Source organism: Plantactinospora endophytica (assembly GCF_016862915.1).
Lineage (GTDB): Bacteria > Actinomycetota > Actinomycetes > Mycobacteriales > Micromonosporaceae > Plantactinospora > Plantactinospora endophytica.
Genome location: NZ_BONW01000002.1, coordinates 106,371 through 129,108 on the forward strand (window position 1 = coordinate 106,371; position 22,738 = coordinate 129,108).

Genomic DNA, 22,738 nt, shown 5'->3' on the forward strand with positions numbered 1-22,738 from the left:
GGCGTCAGCGTACCCCGGCGGGTTGCCGCCGCAGACGTCGAAGCGAAAACGTCTCACTCGCCGAGGCGGCAACCTCGTAGTGTCGCGGTGGCAACCCGTCCGTGGTATCGGTACTGACTCGCCGGTGGCTGTTCCGGCAGCCGGCCGGCGGTTCCGGTGGTTCGGGTGGCGGTTCCGGTGGGTTCGGGCGGCGCTCTCTCCTGTCGCCGCGCTCCACCTCGCGGCCGACGAAGCGGGCCTGGTGATCCCGGTCGGCGATCTTCCTCGTCGCCCCGGGTGACCTCAGTCGTCTCCGCCGAGCATGGCGCGGCGGCCGTGCAGTCGGGGCCCGATCGGCACCACCGCCGGGTCCTGGTGGCGACTGAGCAGGTAGCCCTCGACGAAGCCGGTGTTGTGGTCGCCGGTGTTGTGGTCGAGTTCGTTCAGTCGGGCGATCAGGAACTCGGTGAGTGCGGTGATCCGTGCGTTGAGCCGCTCGTGCAGATCGGCGACGACGGCCAGCACGATCGCGGTGCCGGTGGCGGTGATGGCGAGCACGTTCACCAGGAACGGCACCGGGTCGCCGCCGTGCGCCGTGCCGACCACGACGTTCGCGGTCACGCACAGGGTCAGGGACACCGCCGCGACAACGACAGCCATCCACTTCAGGGTCATGGCTGACCCTCCTTCTGTCCCGCAGGGCTGAATTCGGCCTTGTCCCGTCCCCCCGCCGACGACGAGCCCAAGCAGTACGAAGAGCGACGTTAGCGCGACTGATTGATTCCTGGAGCTGATTCAATGCGACTCATGCGCGAAGTTGCGCCATCTGAGTAACTACCCGGCTTGCTTTCGCCCTTTCCGGACGTCGAGCGGCAGGGTCGGACGATACGCCAGATAACGGATCGTCTCTCGAATGTGGAACTTCTCCGCGTCCGAGACGTTAGGGTCGACCAGCCGGCGCAGCAGTGCCTCGACGTCGGGATCCATCGGCGGGGCGCTGGGAGCCGGCCGGGACGGTGTGGCCCGGTCCCAGCCGAGCACTCCGAAGGCGACGGTCGGGTCGAGTCCCAGCCCCTCGCAGAACGCCACCACCCGCTCGGCCTCCGGATCACTGGCCCACTCGCCGCGTACCCAACGGTTGATGGTCTGGCGGGAGACGCCGGTCCGCCGGGAGACCTCGGTGCCGGTCCAGGCGCGGGTCGCGCGGGCGTCGTCGAGTGCCTTGCGTACGAAGGCAGCGAACGCGATCTTCCGTCCGTGGGCGCGGTCCGGCACCCGGTGACGGTACGGCCAGCCGCCCGGTTCCGGGGGGACTGCGGTCAACCTGTACTGCGTGCGTGACAACGGCTCACTTTTCCGCCGCGCGGTGCTCTTGCTTGTGTCGAGGGGTATCACGTGGCAACAATAGGTGTACGTAGGTGTGGGGGTAATCAGACGAAAAGCTGATACTGTCACGCGTACGTGACGTCCTACCGTATGTCGCGTGCATGAGACGTTTCGTGCTCGCGAGAGGACACCGTCGACTGGAGGAGTCCGGTGACCGAACTAGCAACCCGGGCCCAGGCGTTCGGTCTGATCGCCGATGGCGTCGCCGCCGGTCTCAGCGCGCCGTGGCGGCTCTACCTGGCGCGCGGCTGCCGGTACCTCTCGCTGAACGTCGGCGACCGCGCCGAGTGGAACTCGTGGCGCACCCACCTCGGCTGTCCCGAGCTGAGCGTCCGGGTGTACGACGCCGGCGGCGAGATCCGGCGGGCCTCGGTCGCCGAGGTCGTGCTGGACGGCTGCCGGATCAGTGTGGAACTGGTCGAGGAGGTGAGCACCGAGGATCTCGACCGGCTGCTCGTCACCGACCCGACCGCGCTGGACCCGACCGCCCCGGACCCCACCACCGTCGAGCCGGAGGAGACGTGACCGCCCGGGGGACGGGGGAGACGTGACCGCCCGGAAGGGGACGTGACCGGGCGAACGGGGCGGACCGGTGGGTGTGCATGGAGTCAGGACAACGACGAGCGGAGCGAGGAGATTGCGTGAGCGAGAGATGCGAGCGAACCGGCCGGCTCGGGCCGCGTACCCGTGATGGCGTCGGCGGACGGAGCGAGGAGACCCGGTGAGCCCCTTCTTCGTGGTCTTCCTCCTGCTCCTGCTCGCCTCGGCGAGCTACGCCGCTGGCCGGCTGCACGGGCAGCTCAGCTACCGGCTCGGCTACCGCTTCGGTTACCGGCAGGGGTACTTCGACGGGGACCGGGGCGCCTGGAACCGTCGGCGTAGGGAGGCGCAGGCGGCCATCGCCTCGGTGTTGGCGGTGCCATCACCCACTGCACCGCACATCGCCCACACCGTCGTAGGTCAGGGAACGACGTATACGGGCGCCTCTTTCGCGGGGACCGCGACCAACGGCGGACGGCACTCCACCGACGCCCTCGCCGGCAGGAATGCCTGACCGGCGGCGCGGTGGGGTGAGCGGTCACCCGCGAGCGCGGTGCGCAGGTTCCGAAAGGACCCGCACCGTCGGGATCACGTCAGACCGGTGACGGTGATCCCACCGGCCGGGATGCGCGCAGGGGGCATGCATCCCGGCCGGTCCGCCGAGCGCCGTGCGAAGTCGCACAGCTCGGTCCCCTAGCCCAAGCTGGCATTTTCCGGTTAGCTTCTAGGCATGGCACGGGGTCATCCCGGGCCAGCCGGCCGGCCCGGACTCTGCGACTGCACGTGCCACGGGGCCCGCATCCGACCCCGTGTCTCCGGGCACCGGACGAGGCGGAACGCGGGTGGACGGGTGCACACCCGCCGGAGCAGGCCTGTGACGACTCGCCGTACCACCCCTCGGGCCGACGACCAGAGCCCGGCCGCCACCAAGACCCCGGGCCGCGCCCGGAGCGGACGCCGTACCCGGACGTCCGAGCCGGCCGCCAGTGCGGAGCCCGCACCAGAGTGCCGGGCGTACGTCCTGGACACCTCGGTACTGCTCTCCGACCCCGGTGCCTTCCACCGGTTCGCCGAGCACGAGGTGGTGGTGCCACTCGTGGTGATCTCGGAGCTGGAGGGTAAGCGCCACCATCCGGAACTGGGCTGGTTCGCCCGGCAGTCGCTGCGGATGCTCGACGAGCTGCGGGTCAGGCACGGCCGGCTGGACCAGCCGGTGCCGGCGAACGACTCGGGCGGCACGCTGCGGGTGGAGCTGAACCACGCCGACGACGGGGTGTTGCCGCCGGGGTTCCGTACCGAGTCCAACGACACCCGGATCCTGTCGGTGGCGCTCAACCTGGCCGCCGAGGGCCGGTCGGTCACCCTGGTCAGCAAGGACATGCCGCTGCGGGTGAAGGCGGCCTCGGTCGGGCTGACCGCCGACGAGTACCGGCACGGCCAGGCCAGCGATCCGACCTGGACCGGCATGGCCGAGCTGGAGTTGGGCGAGGAGCAGGTCAACCAGCTCTACGACGGCGCGGCGCTGGACCTGGACGACGCCGCCGGGCTGCCCACGCACACCGGCCTGGTGCTGCACTCGCCGCGCGGCTCCGCGCTGGGCCGGGTGCTGCCGGACAAGACCGTACGGCTGGTTCGCGGTGACCGGGAGGCGTTCGGCCTGCGTGGCCGCTCGGCGGAGCAGCGGGTCGCCCTCGAACTGCTGCTGGACGAGTCGATCGGCATCGTCTCGCTCGGCGGCCGGGCCGGTACCGGCAAGTCCGCGCTGGCGCTCTGCGCCGGCCTGGAGGCGGTGATGGAGCGGCGGCGGCACAAGAAGGTCATCGTCTTCCGCCCGCTGTACGCCGTCGGTGGCCAGGAACTCGGCTACCTGCCGGGCTCGGAGGCGGAGAAGATGTCGCCCTGGGCCCAGGCGGTCTTCGACACCCTCGGCGCGGTGGTGCACGAGAACGTGATGGACGAGGTGCTGTCCCGGGGGATGTTGGAGGTGCTGCCGCTGACCCACATCCGGGGGCGGAGCCTGCACGACGCCTTCGTCATCGTGGACGAGGCCCAGTCGCTGGAACGTGGGGTGCTGCTCACCGTCCTGTCCCGGGTGGGCCAGGGTTCCCGGGTGGTGCTCACCCACGACGTCGCCCAGCGGGACAACCTGCGGGTCGGCCGGCACGACGGGGTGACGGCGGTGATCGAGGCGCTGAAGGGGCACCCGATTTTCGCTCACGTGACGCTTACGCGGTCCGAGCGGTCACCGATCGCAGAGGTGGTCACGGATCTGCTCGAGGACATCCCGTTGTAGCCGGCGGACGCTGGGTAGTGGCCTATTTGCCCTAGTTTAGGGCGAATAATTGCGTGACTCAGTTCACAAATTCTGCCACTCATTTCCCAGAAGCCTCACCTTGCGCAATGGTGTCTTTCGAGCGTCCACGCCCCCGGGGGATAGCTGGAGATCAGCTTCCCCCGGCGGCGGAGGCACCGACGGACAGCGGTCGGTCGGGGTCGCGGCCCACCGGGGTCGGGGCGCTCGCGGCGTGACCAGCGGGCCTTCCGGTCCGCCTGCGCCGCGACCCTGATCCCGACGAGAGGACCACTCTGTGAGTCGGCTGTGGAGCCGGTTCGGTGTCCGGGGTGTCGCCATGGCCCTGCTTCTGGGGGGCGTCGGCGGCGGTTACTACCTCGGCGAGGACCGGGAAGCCCAGCAACACAGCATCGAGGCCGAGTCGGCGTTCGACGCGCAGCAGGCCGAGTGGGACCTGCTCCGTGAGCGGCACGCGGCGCACATCCTGGCCACGGTGGACCAGCGGGCCGCCGAGGCGGAGGCCGCCCGGAAGGCGGCCGAGGTCGCCAAGGCGGCGGCGGACCGGGCCAAGAAGGCGGACCAGGCCGCGAGCCGCAAGCGCGAACGCGAGAAGCAGGAGAAGGAGGAGGCGGAGACGGCGACGAAGCCGTACACCGGGCCGATCCCCGCCTCGTGCAACGAATACAGCGGTAACCGCAAGATCGGCTGTGCCCTGCTGCTCGAAGAGGGTTTCAAACTCGCCGAGATGCCCTGCCTGGACAAGCTCTGGAACAAGGAGAGCGGCTGGAACCACAAGGCCGAGAACAGGTCCTCCGGGGCGTACGGCATCCCGCAGGCGCTGCCCGGCACCAAGATGGCCTCGGCCGGCAGCGACTGGAAGACCAGCCCGGCGACCCAGATCGAGTGGGGACTGGGCTACATCAAGGGCCGCTACGGCACGCCCTGTGACGCATGGGCGCACTCCCAGGACGTCGGCTGGTACTAGTTACCCGCGCACGACCTTGGAGCGGGGGCCGGACCGACTGGTCCGAGCCCCCGCTTCCGCGTCCGGTGGCAATCGGGGCGGGAAGCTGATAGCAACATGAGGGTGACGTTCGACCCGATGTCCCACGGCAACGACCCCAACCGGTTCGGCACCGAAGCCTTCTACGCCGCACTCGGCCGGGCCTTCGTGGCGATGTGTGCCGTGGTGCCCGTCCTCTTCGTGATCGAGGCGCTCGACGTCTGGCTGAACGCCGGATTCGACACCGCCGCCGGGATCATGCCCCGGAGCATCGCCGGGCTCGACGGCATCTTCTTCGGGCCGTTCCTGCACCACGGCTTCGACCACCTCTACAGCAACAGCGTGCCGCTGATCCTGCTCGGCACCTTCGTACTCGCCACCGGGGCGCGGCGGTTCCTCTACTCCACCCTCCTGATCATGTTCGTCAGCGGGCTCGGGGTGTGGATCACCGGGTCGCCCCAGTCGATCGTGGTCGGCGCCAGCGGTGTGGTCTTCGGCTACCTCGGCCTGCTCTTCATGCGCGGGATCGTCGAGCGGAGCTGGTGGAACCTCGGCGTGGTGCTGCTGGTCGGCCTGCTCTACGGCTGGCAGTTGCTCGGGGTGCTGCCCACCGACGAGCCGGTCTCCTGGCAGGGGCACCTGTTCGGACTGCTCGGCGGGTTGGTGGCCGCGGTGGTCTTCCGGCGGCGCCGGCCCCGCGACGACGACCCGTACCGGTCGGAGTCGACGATGACGCTGCCCTGACTGTGAGGCTGGCCGGGGCGACGCGTTGCCGCTGACCAGTACACCCGCCGGTGGGACGGCTATTGCTTCGATGCCTGTTGTCCGCCTACGGTCGGATCAGCACAGCTGTTGATCAGTGCGTAGTCGGAGAGCGACGGTGAGCACATGCGTGAGGTCGATGTCGCCATAATCGGGGCCGGCCCCACCGGGCTCTTCGCGGCGTACTACGCCGGCTTCCGGGGGCTGTCGGTCGCGGTGGTCGACGTGCTTCCCGAGCCGGGCGGACAGGTCACCGCGATGTACCCGGAGAAGATGATCTACGACGTCGCCGGGTTCCCGGCGATCAAGGGTCGCGACCTGGTCGCCAACCTGGTCACCCAGGCCGACGCCTTCGGTCCGGAATACCTGCTCGGGGTACGCGCGGAAAAGCTGTCCTACCTGGACGGGCGGCCGGTGCTCAGTCTCGCCAACGGCGACATCCTGCGCTGCGGGGCCATCATCGTCACCGCCGGGCTGGGCAGCTTCACGCCCCGCCCGCTGCCGGCCGCCGAGAACTTCGTCGGCAGCGGCATCGTCTTCTTCGTACCGCACCTGGCGGATCTCGCCGGGCAGGACGTGTTGATCGTCGGCGGCGGCGACTCGGCGTTCGACTGGGCGCTGGCGCTGCAACCACTGGCCCGGTCGGTGACCCTGGTACACCGCCGGGAGAAGTTCCGGGCGCACGCCGCCACCGTCGACCGGGTACGCGACCTGCCGGTCCGGATCGTGGTCAACGCCGAGGTGACGGCGCTGCACGGCGACACGACGGTGACCGGGGCCGACATCGCGGTCAAGGGCGGCGAGACCGAGACCATCCCGGTCGACACCGTGGTCGCCGCACTGGGCTTCACCGCCGACCTCGGTCCACTGACCGAATGGGGGCTGGCCCTCGACAAGCGGCACATCCTGGTCGACAGCACGATGGTGACCAACCTGCCCCGGGTCTTCTCCGCCGGGGACATCACCGAATACCCGGGCAAGGTCCGGCTGATCGCCACCGGCTTCGGCGAGGCCGCGACGGCGGTGAACAACGCCGCCGTGGTGATCAACCCGGCCGCACACCTCTTCCCCGGTCACTCCTCCGACGCCGGCTGACCCGACCCGCCGGCCGGTGCCGCAGCGTGGCCCGGCTCGTCGTCGTCCCGGCCGCGCAGCTCGTCGCGCTCGTCGGGGCGTCCCGGCTCGTCGGGCTCTTCGGAGTGGCTCGGCTCGTCGGCCTCGTCGCGCCCGTCGGCGTGGCCCGGCTCGGCGGGTAGGCCGGCGAGGTCGGCGGTCAGCCGCATCTGGTGGTCGAAGTACGCCTCGCTGTCCTCGACCACGCCCTGGGCGAGCCGGCCGAACACCTCGAAGCTGACCAGGCCGAAGAGCTGACTCCAGGCGGCCATGCACCGGACGAGTTGGTCCTCGGTGAGCGCGCCGGGGCGCGGTGCCAGCAGTCGGGCCAGGTCGACGCGTACCCGGGGTGGCACGGGGGTGGCCTCGGGCGGGGCGAGTCGGCCGGCGGCGGCCCCGTCGACCATGATCTCGGCCAGCGCGAAGACCACCCGCTGGGCAGGTACGACCGTCTCGGACGGTGCGGCGTAACCGGGTACCGGGCTGCCGTAGAGCAGGGCGTACTCGGCGGGGTGTGCCAGGGACCAGGCCCGTACGGCATGGCTCACCCCCAGCCACCGACCGCGCAGGTCGTCCCGGGCGACCGCCGCGTCCCCGGCCTCGGCGGCGTCGCCGAGCGCCTGGTACGCCTCGATGATCAGCGCGGTGAGCAGCGCGTCCCGGCTGGGGAAGTACCGGTAGATGGCTGACGAGACCATGCCGAGATCCCGGGCGACGGCCCGGAGCGAGAGGTTGCCGCCCTCCGTTTCGAGATGCCGCCGGGCGACCGCCTTGATCTCCTCGATGATCTCTGCGCGGACCCGGGCCCGAATGGATGGTGCGGACATGCCGTCACCCTGCCACACCCGGAACCCGGCCGAGAGCGACCGTTCCGGCACGGAAACGGTCCGACGCGCCGGTGGCCGACGTGAGCACTGCTCTCAGAGCGTGAGCAGTGCTCAGAATACGGAGCTGTGCTCTTGACGCCGGTGCTGTTCGTCGCGCAAGGTGGGAAGGCATGGCGAGAGCGGTGCTCTCGGTTCGGAGAGTTGATCTGAAGGGTGGGCGGATGGCACTCCAGGTGGTCGTCGGCGCGGGACCTGTCGGGCAAGGGCTCGCCCGGCTGCTCGCCGAGCGAGGTGAGCGGGTCCGACTGGTCAGTCGGCGAGGTGCCGGGCCGGAGCATCCCGGGATCGAGCGGATCGGCGCCGATGCCGGTAACCAGGAGCGGCTGGCCGGGCTGGCGGAGGGCGCGGTGGCGCTCTACAACTGCGTCAACCCGCCCTACCACCGCTGGCCGACCGACTGGCCGCCGATCGCCGCCGCGCTGCTGGCCGTGGCGGAGCGCACCGAGGCCGTGCTGGCCACCACCGGCAACCTCTACGGGTACGGCCCCGTCCTCGGGCCGATCACCGAGGCCGCGCCGCTGCGCCCGTACGGGCACAAGGGCGAGGTCAGGGCCCGGATGTGGCAGGACGCGTTGGCCGCGCACGAGGCGGGGCGGGTTCGGGTCACCGAGGTACGCGGCTCCGACTACCTCGGCGCGGGCGCACAGACCCTGGTCACCCGACTGGTGGTGCCGAAGGTGCTGGCCGGCAGGCCGGCGTACGTGCCGGCCGACCTGGACGCCCCGCACAGTTGGACGTACGTCGGCGACGTGGCCCGTACCCTGGTCGCCGTTGCGGCGGACGAGCGGGCCTGGGGACGGCCGTGGCACGTACCCAGTCAGCCGCCGGTGTCGATCCGGGCGCTCGCCGCCCGGCTGGCCGAACTGGCCGGCGCCCCGGCGCCCCGGCTCGGCACGATGCCGCCCGCGCTGCTCTGGCTCGGCGGGGTCTTCGACCCGACGGTGCGTGAGCTGCGGGAGACGGCGTACCAGTTCCGTCGGCCGTTCGTGCTGGACTCGTCCGCGGCCACCGCGACCTTCGGCATCGAGCCCACCGGGCTGGACACCGCGCTGCGGGAGACCGCCGGGCTCGCAGCCCCGGCGGCGCCCCGCTGAACGCAGGCCACGAGCGGGCCGGCTACTCCTGCTCGGCCAGCGGCCGGCCGTCGAAGTCGACCGCCGAATAGAGTGCCAGCTTCTCCAGCCGGTGGTACGAGTCGATCACCCGGATCGTCCCGCTCTTGGACCGCATCACGATCGACTGGGTGTACGCCCCACCGGCCCGGTAGCGCACCCCGCGTAGCAGGTCGCCGGAGGTGATCCCGGTGGCCACGAAGAAGGCGTTGTCGCCGGTCACCAGGTCGTCGGTGCCGAGTACCCGATCGAGGTCGTGCCCGGCGGCCAGCGCCTTCTCCCGCTCCTCGTCGTCACGCGGCCAGAGCTTGGCCTGCATCGCCCCGCCCATGCACTTCAGCGCGCAGGCGGCGGTGATGCCCTCCGGGGTACCGCCGATCCCCATCAGCACGTCGACGCCGGACTCGCCCCGGGCGGCGGCGATGGCCCCGGCGATGTCGCCGTCGGAGATGAACGCGATGCCGGCGCCGGCCCGGCGGATCTGCTGCACCAGCTCCCTGTGCCGGGGCCGGTCGAGTACGCAGACCGTGACGTCGGAGACCTCCGAGCCCTTGACCTTGGCGATCCGACGCAGGTTCTCCGCCACCCCGGCGTTGATGTCGACGACGTCCGCGTAGACCGGGCCGACCGCCAGCTTCTCCATGTAGAAGACGGCGCTCGGGTCGAACATGGCGCCGCGCTCGGCCACCGCCAGCACTGCCAGGGCGTTCGGCATCCCCTTGCTCATCAGCGTGGTCCCGTCGATCGGGTCCACCGCGACGTCGACCTCCGGCCCGCTGCCGTCGCCGACCTGCTCGCCGTTGAACAGCATCGGGGCGTTGTCCTTCTCGCCCTCGCCGATCACCACGACGCCGCGCATCGGGATCGAGTTGATCAGCTTGCGCATCGCGTCGACGGCCGCGCCGTCGCCGCCCTCCTTGTCGCCCCGGCCGACCCATCGGCCGGCGGCCATCGCCGCCGCCTCGGTCACCCGGACGAGGTCGAGGGCCAGGTTACGGTCCAGATTCTGCGGTACCCGGGTCCTGGTGTTGGTCATGTCGGCTCCTCCTCGCGGCACTGCGGGGTGGCCCGGCACAGGCGTGGCGCGCCGCCGCCGGCCTTGTCAGGAATCCTGACACGCTGGTCAACTTAACGCCGGTTCGGGGGGCGGGTGGTCCGGATCCCGGTAACCGGTCGGCTGTCCGGGTCCACGTCCCGGCCCGCCGCTCGACGGGTGACCGGGCCGACGGGCGGCGCTGCCGCTGGCGAGCGTCCACCGGCGGGGCTGTCAAGATAGAGAGGTGAACTCCGCCCAGCCCGCCGACCGTACGCCGGACGACCAGCCCCCGGCTCAGCCAGGGACGCTTCCGGCCGAGCCTGCGGCGCTTCCGGCCGAGCCCGGGATCGCCGCCGCCCCGCTTCCGGCCCAGCCCGCGACGGCCGTCGCCGCCCCGCCCGAGGGTGCTGGGGCCGGCGACGAGCAGGTGGTGCCGGCCGCGATGCGGTCGCAGCGGTCGACCAAGGACATCGTGATCTCGCTGCTGGTGCTGCTGGTCCCGATCGCCCTCGTGATCGGCTTCGCCCGGGTCTTCCTCGGTGCCGACCAGCCGGTGGTAATCGACCCGGCGCCGGTGTTGCAGGAGGCCAGGGCCGCGAACGCCTTCCCGGTCAGCGAGCCGACCGGCCTGGGCGACGGCTGGCGGACCGTGCTGGCCGAGTTCCGGCGGGAGGCCGGCGGGGCGACCCTGCGAATCGGGTACATCGCCCCGGACGGCGGGGGTGTGCAGATGGTGCAGAGCAGTCTGCCCGCCGACGGGCTGCTGCGCAGCGAGCTGACCCGCGACGGGCGGCCACTGGGAGGCACGGTCGAGGTGGGCGGGCGCAGTTGGCAGCGCTACACGGCCCGCCCGGACGAGTCGGCTCTGGTGCTGGTGGAGCCCGGTCGGACCGTACTGGTGGTCGGCCAGGCACCGGAGAGTGAGCTTCAGCAGATGGTCGCTTCCCTGCGGTAGTTGTCGCCCGCCGGTACGCTGCGTGTCTGCGTATCACGGTGGGCACACGCTCACCGGGCACACTCTGGGGAGGAACGACCGTGACATTCCGACGGTGGGGCGTTGCCACGCTCGCTGCGGCGGCCCTGTTCGTGCCGGCTCTGACGGGCTGCGCGGGCGCGGGCACCGAGCCGGGCACGTCCGGTACCGACGCGGGAGCGGTTCCGACGGACGCCAAGGAGGCGCTGCTCGCGTCGACCAAGGAGATCACCAAGGGTAACTTCAAGTTCACCATGAAGGGTGCGGACCTGGACGGTGCGGGCTTTGTGCACCTGCCGAGCAAAAGCGCCCAGATGAACATGAAGGCCGGTGACGGCGAGTTCTCGATGGACATGCAGATCGTCTACATCGAGCCGGAAAGCTGGGTGAAGCTGACGATCACCGGCGCCGAGGGCGTACCGGGGCTGGAGAAGCTGAACTCCGGCAAGTACCAGCACCTCGACCAGTCCAAGATCACGGGGAGCCGTGGCCTGGGCTTCGACTTCAAGGACGTCGACCCGGCCGGCAGCGAGGCGCTGACCAAGGCCATCGTCGACGTGCAGAAGACCGGCGAGGGCGCGTACACCGGGACGATCGACCTGACCAAGGCGACCGGCGCCGGCATGGTCGACGAGGACGCGGTCAAGCTGCTCGGCGCCGAGGCGGCCAAGCTGCCGTTCGAGGCCACGCTCGACGGGCAGGGCCGGCTCACCGCGATGACCATCAAGCTGCCGGCGGTCGGCGGCGGCAAGGCGCAGGAGTTGACCGTCGGCTACTCCGACTACGGCGCGGCGAGCCCGGCCAAGGCGCCGCCGGCAGCCGAGGTGGTGGAGGCGTCGCCGGAGACGTACGACCTGTTCAACAAGTGAGTACCCGGGTCGGGTGGATGGCTCCGGCCACTCCACCCGGCCCGTCGGCTCGATGCGACAGCCGCGTCAGCCCGGGGGTGCGGCACGTACCGGTTCCGGGCAGACGCGGTGGCGGGGACGGGTCAGTTCTGGGCGGTTTCCCGGGCCTGCCGGACGGTGTCGATCCGTTGCCGGGCACCGTCGAGCCAACCCTGGCAGATCTCGGCCAGCCGCTCGCCCCGCTCCCAGAGCGCCAGCGACTCCTCCAGCGAGGTGCCGCCGGCCTCCAGCCGTTCGACCACCGAGGCCAGCTCGGCCCGGGCCTGCTCGTAACTGAGCCCGTCGCCCGGACCGCTCACGCGTTCTGCCTTATCAGTCATGGTGGTCCCATCTCAGCACACCGCCGCCGGCCGCCGACCCGCGCACACACCCCCGGCGACGGCTACGGCTCGACGACCGCGCCCAGTTCGCCTTCGACGACAGCGCCCAGTTCGCCCTCGGCGAGGCGTACCCGCAGCGGGTCGCCGGCCGTGACGTCGTCGGGTGCCCGTACGACGTGGCCGTCGGCGCGCTGCACGATCGCGTACCCACGGTGCAGGGTGGCGGCCGGGGAGAGCGCCCGGAGCCGGGCCACGGTGTGCCGCAGTTCACCGGTCGCGGTGCCGAGCCGGTGTTCCACGCACCGGACGGCCCGGTCCCGCAGTGCCGTCACGTCGGCGGCCCGCTGGTCGAGGAGTACCTCCGGACGGGCGAGCGAGGGCCGGGAGCGCCACGCGTCGAGCCGGTGCGTCTCCCGGTCGACGAGTCCGATCATCGCCCGGTCGAGCCGGTCCCGGGCCAGCCGGATCAGTCGGGTCTCCTCGCCCAGGTCCGGCACGATCCGCTTGGCGGCGTCGGTCGGGGTGGAGGCGCGCAGGTCGGCGACGTAGTCGACCAGTGGGGTGTCGGTTTCGTGGCCGATCGCGCTGACCACCGGGGTACGGCAGCCGAAGACCGCCCGGCACAGCGCCTCGTCGGAGAAGGGGAGCAGGTCCTCGACCCCGCCCCCGCCCCGGGCCAGCACGATCACCTCGATGCTCGGGTCGGCGTCCAGCACCTTGAGCGCGTCGACGATCTGCGGTACGGCGGTCGGCCCCTGCACCGCCACGTTGACGGTCCGGAACTGTACGGCCGGCCAGCGCCGCCGGGCGTTGGTCAACACGTCCCGTTCGGCGGCCGAGGCCCGACCGGTGATCAACCCGATCCGGCCGGGCAGGAAGGGTGGCCGGCGTTTGCGGGACCGGTCGAAGAGCCCTTCGGCGGCGAGCAGCTTCTTCAGCTTCTCCAGCCGGGCCAGCAGTTCGCCCAGCCCGACCTGCCGGATCTCGTCGGCGCGCAGGCTCAACGTCCCCCGGGCGGCATAGAACTCGGGTTTGGCGTGCAGCAGCACCCTGGCCCCCTCGGCCAGTTCCGGCGCACCGGCGTCGAGTACGTCCCGGTTGGTGGTGACGGTGAGGCTGAGGTCGGCCGACGGGTCGCGCAGGGTCAGGAAGACGGTTGCCGCACCGGGGCGCCGGCTGAGCTGGGCCACCTGGCCGTCCACCCAGACCCAGCCAAGCTTGCCGATCCAGGCGCTCAGTTTCTGGCTGACCACCCGGACCGGCCACGGCTCTTCGGGGGTACTGCGCGGGATGCCGGCCTCGGTCATCCGGTCAGCCTACGACCGTCGCCGACCGCCCCGGCGCCGCCGGTCCGGGCGCCCGACCCGGCACCGGTACCTGTCAGTCCGCCCTCGGCCGGCCCGCTCCCTGTCCTGCCCCGGACCGGGTGGCGGAACTGGCGGGCAGGCGGTACGACGGGCGGAACGTAGACTGGGCGGGTGACCGAGGCTCAGGCGACACCTCAGACCGGTAAGCGTGTCCTGTTGGCCAAGCCCCGCGGCTACTGTGCCGGCGTCGACCGCGCCGTGCAGACCGTGGAAGAGGCCCTCAAGCTCTACGGGGCGCCGATCTACGTCCGCAAGCAGATCGTGCACAACAAGCATGTCGTCTCCACGCTGGAGCGGCAGGGTGCCATCTTCGTGGAGGAGAACGAGGAGGTGCCGGAGGGCTCGACAGTGATCTTCTCCGCGCACGGCGTGGCGCCGGAGGTCTACGAGCAGGCGAAGTCCCGCTCGTTGAAGGCGATCGACGCGACCTGCCCGCTGGTCACCAAGGTGCACCACGAGGCCCGCCGGTTCGCGGCGGACGATTACGACATTCTGCTCATCGGTCACGAGGGGCACGAAGAGGTGATCGGCACCTCAGGTGAGGCGCCCGCGCACATCCAGCTCGTGGACGGCCCGGACGACGCCGACAAGGTGACCGTACGGGACCCGGAGAAGGTGGTCTGGCTCTCCCAGACGACCCTGTCGGTGGACGAGACCATGGAGACCGTCGCCCGGCTCAAGCGCCGGCTGCCGCTGCTCCAGTCGCCGCCGAGCGACGACATCTGCTACGCCACCCAGAACCGCCAGCACGTGGTAAAGGAGATCGCCGCCGAGTGTGACGTGGTGATCGTGGTCGGCTCCCGCAACTCGTCGAACTCGGTCCGGCTGGTCGAGGTGGCGGTGGACGCGGGTGCCCGCGCCGGCTACCTGGTCGACTACGCCTCCGAGATCTCCGACGAGTGGCTGGCCGGCGCCACCACCGTCGGCCTGACCTCCGGCGCGAGCGTCCCCGACGACCTGGTCATGGAGGTGCTCGACCACCTCGCCGCACGCGGCTTCGCCGACGTGTCCGAGGTGACCACGGCCGACGAGCGGCTGACCTTCTCCCTGCCGCAGGAACTTCGGCGCGACATGAAGGCCGCGGCCAAGGCGGCGGCAGAGCAGGCGGACGCGCTCGCGGCGAGCGGCGCGAACGGCTGACCGGGGTACGGGTGCCGGCGCCGACCAGCCCGGGACGCGGAAAGGGTCAGCGCGCGGGACGCGGAACGGGCGGGGCGGCGTACACGTCGAACCTGTCATGACGATGCGGTGGATGGTCGGCGCCGTGCTGGCGCTCGGGCTGGCCCTCGGCGCCTGTGCGGACTCCGGCTCGACGCCGCCGCCGAACGCATCGGAAGGAAGTCCGGTGACGCAGTCGCCCTCGCCCGACCCGACCTCGGCCGCTCCGTCCGGCCCCGCCCCGACGACTCCCGGCGGTCCGGCGACGGATCCGGCCGTCCCGACCAAGCCGCCGCGCGGCGGGGCGGCACCGAGCGGGACGACCACGCTGAGCGGGACGGTCCAGGCCGGGGTCGAGGCCAACTGCCTGCTGCTGGACGGTTACCTGCTGGTCGGCGGTCCCCGGGACGTGCTCACCGCCGGTGCCCGGGTGACGGTCGTCGGCCAGGTACGCGCCGACCTGATGACCACCTGTCAGCAGGGCACCCCGTTCCAGGTGCAGAGCGCCACCCGGAGCTAGTGCGGTGACCACGCACGTTCGCGGGTGTTGGCTCAGGCTGCGCGGGCGGCGGGTTGGCCGCCCGATCGCCCGCCCTGCGTCGGTACGCGCCCCCTTCGGACTGGTCGGGGCTACTTACGCGGTCAGACCCGAGCGTTAGCATCGCCGTCACTGTTGAAGGGGTGTGAGGGCGCCATGGTCCAGGACAGCGTTACAACCTTTGTGGACAAGGACCTGCGGGGTGCGCGGTTCAACAGGTCGACGCTGGCCGGCGCGGTGATGCGCGGCGTCGATGTGCGCGGGCTGGATATCGACGCGCCCTGGCTGGCCGACGGTGCACTCCTGGTCAACGGCGTCGACGTCGTGCCGCTCGTCGAGGCTGAACTCAACCGGCGCCTCCCGGGGCGCGAGCTGAGGCAGGCCAGGGACCCTGACGGCCTGCGTACGGCCTGGACAGCGCTCGAACAAGCCTGGGCAGTCCTGGTTACCCGAGCCCTCGCCATGCCCGAGGGCGCCGTTGACGTTTCGATCGACGGCGAGTGGTCGTTCGCACAGACGCTGCGCCACCTCGCGTTCGCCACCGATGCATGGCTCGGCAAGGCGATCCTGCGCCTGCCACAGCCCTTCCACCCGCTCGGTCAGCCGCACGTCGAGTACGAGACGGATGGCTACGACATGTCGATCCTCGCCACGGAGAAGCCGACCTTCGCCGAGGTACTCCAGGTGCGTGCCGACCGGCAGGCCATGGTCCGGGATTTCCTGGCGACCGTCACGCCGGATCTTCTTGCCGAGTCGCGGCCGAGCGCATGGTCACCTGAACACCATGTTTCCGTCCTGCGCTGCCTTCACGTGATCCTCGACGAGGAGTGGGAGCACCTGCGCTTCGCGCTGCGTGACCTTGAGGCGCAGGACTGAAAACCGGCCCTCGTCACGCGTCACGGCGGCGCTGCCTCTCCGGCCGACGGCATGTCGCTAAGCCATCGTTGGGTCGTGGGATTCTGTGGCGTGGACGCCGCTGGCTGGATCGAGAACTCGGGCGCGTTTCCTCAAGGCGCTCCTGAATCAGGTGCGCGCCCTTGTGTGGATCGCTGACTGAGGTGTCGATCACCAGGTGCGGATGCGGTGCCGGGGGTCTCGTCGGGCCGGTCAGCGGCGCCGGGGTACCCAGTAGAGGATCTGGCCCGCGAGCAGCGCGGGATGGACGTCGGGCAGCTCGCGCAGTGCGCGGGCGAGCTGGGCACCGAGGTACACCATCAGACCGACCCGGTCCCCCCTGAACGCGGTCACCAGCGCCAGCCGCGCGTGCTGACACGGCCAGGGGACGCCGCAGGCGCGACAACGGTACGACGGATGTGCCGGTACGTGCCGGTGCCACCGCTCCTGCGGCCCGATCACGCCCATCTCCGGCCGACCTGCTCGCCCTGCCCGGCGTGGCTCTTTCCGGCCAGACGAAGGGTGCCTGTGCGACTGTTGGACAGCGCCGGATGGAACCCGGATCGGGTGTCCCACGCCAACCGGTGGTTGCGCATCCGGTCCCGGGCTCGCAGGGCTCTGCCTGGTAGCGGCGGCACAGGTGGCGGCTGGTAGGGCATCGGGACGAGTTCGACGGAATCCGGGCAACGCCAGCGCCACCCGCACCGGCAGTACCGCCAGAATCGGCGCCAGTCCCGGCGGTGGTAAGGCTTCGCCCTGCGACCGGATCTGAACCTCATTGCTGCCTCCCGTCGGCTGGATGTGAACGGGGGCAGCGCCCGGCTCCGACCTGGCACTGCCCCCGTCGGCATCACCGCCCGGCATCGGAGGGCTGTTGCACGGGGAACCGGGCGATGTTGCCTGAATTCCACCTTGGACTTCGGTCCCTGAGAGGCGGAAGATAACCAGTCGGCAGCGAAAATGACGGACCCGATAGTGCGCCGGGAAGGGCGGGGAATGTCGCATCACAATGGCGGGCTCGGAAGAATGCTCAAGTTCGCCCGTTCCAGATCAAAAATGACTCAGGATCAACTTGCCGAGCGACTTAACGTGTCGACCTCGCTCATCGCCAAGTTCGAGACCAATCGACTAATCCCGAAGCACGACACGGCCCGAGATCTCGATGCGGTGTTCGACTCGGGTGAGATGTTCCAGGAGTCGGCCGCCGAGGCGCGGGCGTTCTCTGGCGAGTTGGTCTTCATCAGGCCTTGGCTGGAGTTCGAGCAGCGCGCCACCATGATCCGGAGCTTCCAGCCGACCGTGGTCCCCGGGCTGCTTCAGACCGAGGAGTACGCGCGGGCACTTCTCCGCGACGCCGGAACGCGCGTCCCGGACTTGGACGGCGCGGTGGCGAGCCGGCTCGCCCGAGCCGAGATCCTGCGCCGGGACGACCAGCCGTGCCGGCTCTTCGCAGTGGTCGACGAGGCGGTGTTGCGCCGCCCCGTGGGCAGCCCGAAGGTGATGGCCGACCAGTTGCACGCGATCGTGCAGGCGTGCGCCCTGCCGAACGTCAGCGTCACCGTGGTGCCGGCGTCGGCGGGGGCGTATCCCGGTCTCAACGGGCCGCTGGCGCTTGCCACTGTCGACGGTCGCAACGTCGGCTTCCTGGACGATCCGCTGGATGGCCGAGTGATCGAGGACCCGGACCGGGTGGCGGCGCTCGAAGAGGTCTGGGAGGCCATCCGCGAGTACGCTTTACCCGCACGACCATCCCTCGAATTGATCATGGAGGCGGCGGAGTCATGGGGCTGATCGACGTGCCGCGCTGGCGGAAGTCCTCCCGGAGCAGCGGGCAGGGCGGTGAGTGTGTAGAGGTGGCCGACAACCTTCCCGGCCGAGTTCTGGTGCGGGACAGCAAGGACCCGCAGGGACCGGCGCTGCGCTTCGGGTCGACCGCCTGGCACGCCTTCATCGACAAGGTCGGCCGGCGCGCCTAGCACCCGACGTGATCGTCCAGTAGACGATCTCGCCGCCGGTGCCTTCGGTGTCTGTGGCACAGTTCGCACTGTGCCGTTGGACGAGCTGCCGGACTGGTTACCGGCATGGTGTCTTGACCATCTGGGCGGCGAGCCCGCGGGCGTGCTGTTCCGGTCGCAACAGGTCTCGACGGTGTTCGGTCTGCGGTTGGCCGATGGCAGCGACGTCGTGGTCAAGGCGCGCGCCGACGACGGCCGGGCCGCGTCGTGTGTCACGGCGCAGTCCCGGCTGGCCGAGCGCGGGTTTCCGTGTGCCCGGCCGCTCACGCCGGTGCTCGGTGTCGGTGCGCTGGCTGTGCACGCCGAGGAATTCCGGCCCGGCGGCGAGGTGTTGCACGGTGACTCCCCGGACATAGCCGTGCGCTGCGCGGAGGTGTTCACCCGGCTGATGGCCGAACTTGCCGGCGTGACCGTCGCACCGCCGCTGCCGAATCCGCCCTGGGTGCGTTGGGACCACACCGATTCCGGGGTGTGGCCGGCGATCGACTCTCTCGCGAGCCGGGACCAGAGTGTCGTGCCCGAGCACATTGTCCAGACGGCTGAGCGGGCCCGGAAGCGGCTGCTGGCCGCCGGCTTGCCGTGCGTGCTCGGCCACGCCGACTTCGAGGCGCAGAACCTGCGGTGGCGGGGTCGCCAGGTGTGGGCGGTGCACGACTGGGACAGCCTGGCGTGGCAGCCGGAGGCCGCGCTGGTAGGAGCGGCGAGCGGGTCGTTCGCCAGTGCCGGGCCGCCCACGCTGGCGCCGATCGAAAGCTCGGAGGCGTTTCTGGTGGCCTATCAGGACATTCGAGGGCGCATGTTCACGGCTGTGGAGCTGGAGATCGCATGGGCGGCCAGCTTGTGGATGGCCGCGTACAACGCCTGGGAGATGGCACTGTGCGGTGGCAGTCCGGCGGGCGGCGATGTGCTGCGGGCACAGGCAGCCGAACGCCTCCGCCGGGCTGATGCCTGACATCAGAGTCCTAGCGTGTCGGTCGTGGCGTACGGGCGGATACTGAGAACGGCCGGCGCGATCGGCAGGCTCTCCAGACGACGAAACGGGGTCCGTCCCAGGCTGGGACGGACCCCGTTCGGGTTCAGCGGGTCAGTGCGGTCAGTTCACCGCGTCGACCTTCACCACGGCGTTGGCCACCACGGCACCCTCGACGGTGACGACCCGCAGCTCGCCGGAGAGCTGCCGGCCGGCGGCCGGAACCGCCAGCGCGGTCACCGAACCGGTGATGCTGGTCGACTCCTGGTACGCCAGCGAGTCGTAGCTGGCCGGTGCCGAAAGGTTGCCGAGGGCCGGCGAGTAGAACGCGTCCCGGTAGTCGAGTTCGGTGGTGCCGGCCGGCACCGAGTAGCCCTCGACCTCGATCACGTAGGTGCCCGCTGCCGGGTTGGCCACCGACACGGACTCCTCCGAGTCACCGTCGGCGTCGTAGGCGACCCGCACGCCGTCCTTGTAGACGTACAGGTCGAGGTCGGCGCCGGGGTCGCTGGTGTTGCCGATCGCCACGTCGAGCTGGCTGGCCCCGGCCGGGACCACCACCTCGTAGGACAGCACCTCGTGGTGACCGATGGTCGGCCGGGCCTCCAGCGTGCTGCCGAGCGGCCCGCCCTGACCGGTGACGACGACCGGACCGAAGTCGTTGGTCAGGTCCCAGGTGACCGGAGTGGGTTCCCCGGCCTCCACACTGAGCAGCTCGGTCTCGTCCGGGCTGATCTGGATGCCCTGCACCCGCGCCTGGATCTGGTACGGGTTGCCGAGCAGCGGAGACGTACGCCGCGACTCGACCTCGATCTCCCAGACACCCGGGATCGGGTTGTCGTACGACCGCTCCTCCGGCTTGCAGACGGCGGCGTCGGAGAAGTTGGTGAAGCAGGCCGTGCTGGCGGTCGGGTCCACCGGTACGCCCCACGGGTTGATCGCGATGAACCGGGTCTGCGAGCCGGGGGCGACGCCGGTCAGGTTGACCTGCAACGACCCCGCGCCCTCCGGCACGGTGACGAAGTACGTCTTGAACAGGTTGCGGTCCACGTTGCCGCCGGCCGAGAAGGAGAAGTTCTTCTTCTTCGGCACCTCGGCGACGGTGACCACGTTCATGATCTCGAAGTCGACCGCCGGGGTCGCCGGGTCGTCGACCTCGACGATCGCGCTGTGTGCCCCGACGCCCGCCGTCGCCGTGAGGCTGAACGTCACCGTCTTGCCCAGCGGCAGGTCCAGGTGGGCCGGCACGTTGCCGAAGACGTTGCCGGTGTTGCCGACCAGCCGCAGGTCGTGCCGGACGGTCCCCTTCGGACCGCTGTTCCGGGTCACCTTCACCTTGTAGGTCTTCGCCACGCCCGGCTTCTGCCCGCCGGAGTCGGCGGCGCACCGGTTGTAGACGCCGGTGCCCCGGTACGGGGTGGCCAGCTTGTCCGCCAGCGGCGTGCAGACCGGCGCGTCGACCGTGTACCCCCGGGTCTCCAGCGCGGCTCCGGCCAGCAACTGCCAGGCGCCCGGTACGTCGAGCTGCCCGTTGCCCTGGCCGTGCGCCGGTACCCCGTCGATCCAGGACGCCGACGAGTAGATCGCCCGGCGCAGTGCGGCGGTGGTGACCAGCTTGCGGTTCGCCTTCGCGGCCGAGAGCAGCAGCGCGATGCCGCCGGTCACCTGCGGCGCGGACATCGAGGTGCCGTTGATCATCTGGTACCCCGGCGGCAGCGGGTAGCCCGCCTCGGCGACCGGGCTGCCCGGCTGCCAGAGCGGGGTGGTGGAGATCGCCGACCCGGGAGCGGTGATGTTCGGCTTGAATCCGCCGTCCTCGCGTGGACCGCGCGACGAGAAGTAGAGCAACTGGTACGGCGTGCGGGTCTCCGAGCCGTAGTTGGCCAGGTAGGTCTCCTGGCTGATCCCGGCGGCGACGCTGACGATGTCGGTGACCGTGGACGGGTCGCCGATCGTGTTGATGCCGGGGCCGGAGTTGCCGGCCGAGAAGACGAGCTGCACGCCGAGTTCGTTGACGATCCGGTGGTACAGCTCGGCGCGCAGGTCACTGCCGTCGTTCATCGGCCCGAGGCCGCCGATCGAGATGTTGACGACGTCGACGTCCCGGTTGACCACCATGTCGACGATGCCATCGGTGAGCGCGGCGAAGGTGCAGCCGCCGCCCCACGAGCAGGCCCGGCCGGAGACCAGCTTCGCGCCGGGTGCGCCGCCGTCGAAGTTGGCGTTGCCGAGCATGTCGTTCGCGGCGGTGATGCCGGCGACGTGCGAGCCGTGCGGGTCCTCGACGATGCCGATGTTGACGAAGTCGTACGCCCCGGGCAGGCCGGCCGGGGTGGTGTCGACGTCCTCGCGGAACTCGACCACGAACGGCGTCTGGTCGCGTACGGCGGTCTCCGCCCTGTCGGTGCCGAAGTGGCCCACGTCGTACCGCTGGCCGTACGGGCGCATCACCGGGTCGTCGGTGAAGTTCCGGTTCAGGTTGGCGTCGACCCGGATGTCGTTGGTCACCGGGTCGTAGAGGATGCCGTACGCGTCGGTGGTGTCGCCGTCCCGGTTGACGTCGCCGCCCGGCGCGCTGCCGGCGGTGATCGATTCGGAGAACCGGTTGATCCGGTACGTGCCGGCCGGCGCGGTCCAGGTGGCACCCGCGTAGCTGAAGGTCGGGCCGGTCACCTGGTCACGCATGATCCGCCAGGTCGCGTCGCCGTCGAAGATCGGGTCGGTGGCGGTGAACCAGTCGACGACCTTCCGTTCACCCGTGGAGGTGGTCTGTAGCGCCGGGTGGTCGAGGTCGACCCCGGTGTCCATGATGCCGATCGTGACGCCCTGGCCGTCCCAGGTCGGGTGCGCGGCCTTGAAGTCCACCGCGCCGATCTCGGCGGTCGGCATGTACGGGTTGTCGGCCGGGGTGTCGGCGCCGGGCCCGGCCGCCGCCGCCTTCGCCCGCGCCTGCGCCTGCGCGCCGGCCGGCGTCGGGGTCGGCTCCGGCTCCGGCAGCTTCACCTTGTCGTCCAGGTCGACGGCGGCGACGCCGGGCAGCGACGCGGCGGCCTGCACGGCCGAGGTGGGTACGCTGGCGCGCAGGTAACCGACCTCGTCGGCGCGCTTGGCGATGGTGCCGCCGAGCTTGCGCAGCCCGGTGACGACGCTGCCCGACTTGCCCTTGTCGGCCGCGATGAGCAGCGTCACCCGGGACTCTTTGCGGGACTTCGCCTCGGCGAGCAACTCGACGTCACGGGGACCGAGAGTGTCGGTGGGATCGGACTTCAGGGTATCGGGCGCGGCGGTCGGATCGGCGCTCGCCGGGGTGGCACCGCTGGCCAGGGTCAGGCCGCTCAGGGCCACGACCGAGGCGAGTACCCCGGCAGAGGTCCGTCGGCGCCACGTACGGGATCTACTCACGTTTCATGTCCTCCGGGAGAACAGGCCCTGGAACGCAGGGCACACGTGACCGGAATCCTCGGCTGCCGCGCGCACCGCTGTC

Annotated in this window: 22 protein-coding genes and 1 pseudogene; 15 read left to right on the forward strand and 8 right to left on the reverse strand. The window is 70.8% G+C overall.

Going from position 1 to position 22,738, the window contains the following annotated elements:
• Window positions 1–282 precede the first annotated feature (282 nt).
• Both Pen02_RS03410 and Pen02_RS03415 read right to left on the reverse strand, forming a co-directional pair.
• Entirely contained in the window at window positions 283–654 is a 372-nt protein-coding gene (locus tag Pen02_RS03410) for a hypothetical protein (RefSeq protein WP_203864432.1), read from the reverse strand.
• A 159-nt stretch (window positions 655–813) separates the two neighbouring features.
• Window positions 814–1,254: a helix-turn-helix domain-containing protein gene (locus Pen02_RS03415; RefSeq protein WP_203864433.1), complete on the reverse strand. Its 441-nt coding sequence runs from the start codon at window positions 1,252–1,254 to the stop codon at window positions 814–816.
• A gap of 261 nt (window positions 1,255–1,515) precedes the next feature.
• Here Pen02_RS03415 and Pen02_RS03420 point away from each other — a divergent pair, with 261 nt between their 5' ends.
• The 6 genes from Pen02_RS03420 to Pen02_RS03445 all read left to right on the forward strand — a co-directional run bounded on the left by Pen02_RS03420 (window position 1,516) and on the right by Pen02_RS03445 (window position 7,058).
• Window positions 1,516–1,890, forward strand: a complete 375-nt coding sequence (locus Pen02_RS03420; RefSeq protein WP_203864434.1) for a hypothetical protein — start codon at window positions 1,516–1,518, stop codon at window positions 1,888–1,890.
• A 196-nt stretch (window positions 1,891–2,086) separates the two neighbouring features.
• A complete protein-coding gene (locus Pen02_RS03425) occupies window positions 2,087–2,419 on the forward strand; it encodes a hypothetical protein (protein ID WP_203864435.1) in 333 nt (110 codons plus the stop codon).
• A gap of 360 nt (window positions 2,420–2,779) precedes the next feature.
• Complete coding sequence (phoH2, locus tag Pen02_RS03430) at window positions 2,780–4,198, forward strand: RNA 5'-3' helicase PhoH2 (RefSeq protein WP_203864436.1); 1,419 nt, start codon at window positions 2,780–2,782, stop codon at window positions 4,196–4,198.
• A 295-nt stretch (window positions 4,199–4,493) separates the two neighbouring features.
• On the forward strand, window positions 4,494–5,183 hold the full coding sequence (locus Pen02_RS03435) for an aggregation-promoting factor C-terminal-like domain-containing protein (protein WP_203864437.1): 690 nt from the start codon (window positions 4,494–4,496) through the stop codon (window positions 5,181–5,183).
• Window positions 5,184–5,300: 117 nt separating this feature from the next.
• Entirely contained in the window at window positions 5,301–5,945 is a 645-nt protein-coding gene (locus Pen02_RS03440) for a rhomboid family intramembrane serine protease (protein ID WP_203864718.1), read from the forward strand.
• 144 nt (window positions 5,946–6,089) lie between these two features.
• On the forward strand, window positions 6,090–7,058 hold the full coding sequence (locus Pen02_RS03445) for an NAD(P)/FAD-dependent oxidoreductase (RefSeq protein ID WP_203864438.1): 969 nt from the start codon (window positions 6,090–6,092) through the stop codon (window positions 7,056–7,058).
• Window positions 7,059–7,213: 155 nt separating this feature from the next.
• Here the strand turns inward: Pen02_RS03445 and Pen02_RS03450 are convergent.
• Window positions 7,214–7,903: pseudogene (locus Pen02_RS03450) on the reverse strand (TetR/AcrR family transcriptional regulator); the annotation flags it as partial.
• A gap of 221 nt (window positions 7,904–8,124) precedes the next feature.
• Between Pen02_RS03450 and Pen02_RS03455 the strand changes: the two are divergent.
• On the forward strand, window positions 8,125–9,057 hold the full coding sequence (locus tag Pen02_RS03455; RefSeq protein WP_203864440.1) for an NAD-dependent epimerase/dehydratase family protein: 933 nt from the start codon (window positions 8,125–8,127) through the stop codon (window positions 9,055–9,057).
• A 22-nt stretch (window positions 9,058–9,079) separates the two neighbouring features.
• Here the strand turns inward: Pen02_RS03455 and glpX are convergent, their stop codons facing one another.
• Window positions 9,080–10,111, reverse strand: coding sequence for a class II fructose-bisphosphatase (gene glpX, locus Pen02_RS03460; RefSeq protein ID WP_203864441.1), 1,032 nt, complete (start codon window positions 10,109–10,111; stop codon window positions 9,080–9,082).
• A gap of 244 nt (window positions 10,112–10,355) precedes the next feature.
• Between glpX and Pen02_RS03465 the strand changes: the two genes are divergently transcribed.
• Window positions 10,356–11,066 (forward strand): DUF4245 domain-containing protein, encoded by a 711-nt coding sequence (locus Pen02_RS03465; protein WP_239140005.1) that lies wholly within the window; start codon window positions 10,356–10,358, stop codon window positions 11,064–11,066.
• 80 nt (window positions 11,067–11,146) lie between these two features.
• Window positions 11,147–11,953, forward strand: a complete 807-nt coding sequence (locus Pen02_RS03470) for a hypothetical protein (protein ID WP_203864442.1) — start codon at window positions 11,147–11,149, stop codon at window positions 11,951–11,953.
• A 122-nt stretch (window positions 11,954–12,075) separates the two neighbouring features.
• Here Pen02_RS03470 and Pen02_RS03475 read toward each other — a convergent pair whose 3' ends face one another.
• Entirely contained in the window at window positions 12,076–12,312 is a 237-nt protein-coding gene (locus Pen02_RS03475) for an exodeoxyribonuclease VII small subunit (protein WP_203864443.1), read from the reverse strand.
• Between the two features lie 62 nt (window positions 12,313–12,374).
• On the reverse strand, window positions 12,375–13,619 hold the full coding sequence (gene xseA, locus Pen02_RS03480) for an exodeoxyribonuclease VII large subunit (protein WP_203864444.1): 1,245 nt from the start codon (window positions 13,617–13,619) through the stop codon (window positions 12,375–12,377).
• A gap of 171 nt (window positions 13,620–13,790) precedes the next feature.
• On the opposite strand from xseA, the gene Pen02_RS03485 reads away from it, so the two are divergent.
• The 3 genes from Pen02_RS03485 (at window position 13,791) to Pen02_RS03495 (ending at window position 16,251) form a co-directional block, all read left to right on the forward strand.
• Window positions 13,791–14,819 carry a 4-hydroxy-3-methylbut-2-enyl diphosphate reductase gene (locus Pen02_RS03485; protein WP_203864445.1) on the forward strand — a complete coding sequence of 343 codons (1,029 nt, stop codon included), beginning with the start codon at window positions 13,791–13,793 and terminating at the stop codon, window positions 14,817–14,819.
• A 97-nt stretch (window positions 14,820–14,916) separates the two neighbouring features.
• Entirely contained in the window at window positions 14,917–15,357 is a 441-nt protein-coding gene (locus Pen02_RS03490; protein ID WP_239140007.1) for a hypothetical protein, read from the forward strand.
• Between the two features lie 201 nt (window positions 15,358–15,558).
• A complete protein-coding gene (locus Pen02_RS03495; protein ID WP_203864446.1) occupies window positions 15,559–16,251 on the forward strand; it encodes a DinB family protein in 693 nt (230 codons plus the stop codon).
• A gap of 231 nt (window positions 16,252–16,482) precedes the next feature.
• On the opposite strand, the gene Pen02_RS03500 is transcribed toward Pen02_RS03495, so the two are convergent.
• A complete protein-coding gene (locus Pen02_RS03500; RefSeq protein ID WP_203864447.1) occupies window positions 16,483–16,731 on the reverse strand; it encodes a flavin reductase in 249 nt (82 codons plus the stop codon).
• Window positions 16,732–17,295: 564 nt separating this feature from the next.
• Between Pen02_RS03500 and Pen02_RS03505 the strand changes: the two genes are divergently transcribed.
• From Pen02_RS03505 to Pen02_RS03515, 3 genes are all read left to right on the forward strand, one after another.
• Window positions 17,296–18,060 carry a helix-turn-helix domain-containing protein gene (locus Pen02_RS03505; RefSeq protein ID WP_203864448.1) on the forward strand — a complete coding sequence of 255 codons (765 nt, stop codon included), beginning with the start codon at window positions 17,296–17,298 and terminating at the stop codon, window positions 18,058–18,060.
• The gene (locus Pen02_RS03510; RefSeq protein WP_203864449.1) at window positions 18,051–18,245 is read left to right on the forward strand and encodes a DUF397 domain-containing protein; all 195 of its coding nucleotides are present in this window, start codon (window positions 18,051–18,053) and stop codon (window positions 18,243–18,245) included. Before Pen02_RS03505 ends, Pen02_RS03510 begins: the two co-directional genes overlap by 10 nt.
• A gap of 70 nt (window positions 18,246–18,315) precedes the next feature.
• Complete coding sequence (locus tag Pen02_RS03515; protein WP_239140009.1) at window positions 18,316–19,236, forward strand: phosphotransferase; 921 nt, start codon at window positions 18,316–18,318, stop codon at window positions 19,234–19,236.
• Between the two features lie 141 nt (window positions 19,237–19,377).
• On the opposite strand, the gene Pen02_RS03520 is transcribed toward Pen02_RS03515, so the two are convergent.
• Window positions 19,378–22,656: a S8 family serine peptidase gene (locus Pen02_RS03520; RefSeq protein ID WP_203864450.1), complete on the reverse strand. Its 3,279-nt coding sequence runs from the start codon at window positions 22,654–22,656 to the stop codon at window positions 19,378–19,380.
• Between the last annotated feature and the right edge of the window lie 82 nt (window positions 22,657–22,738).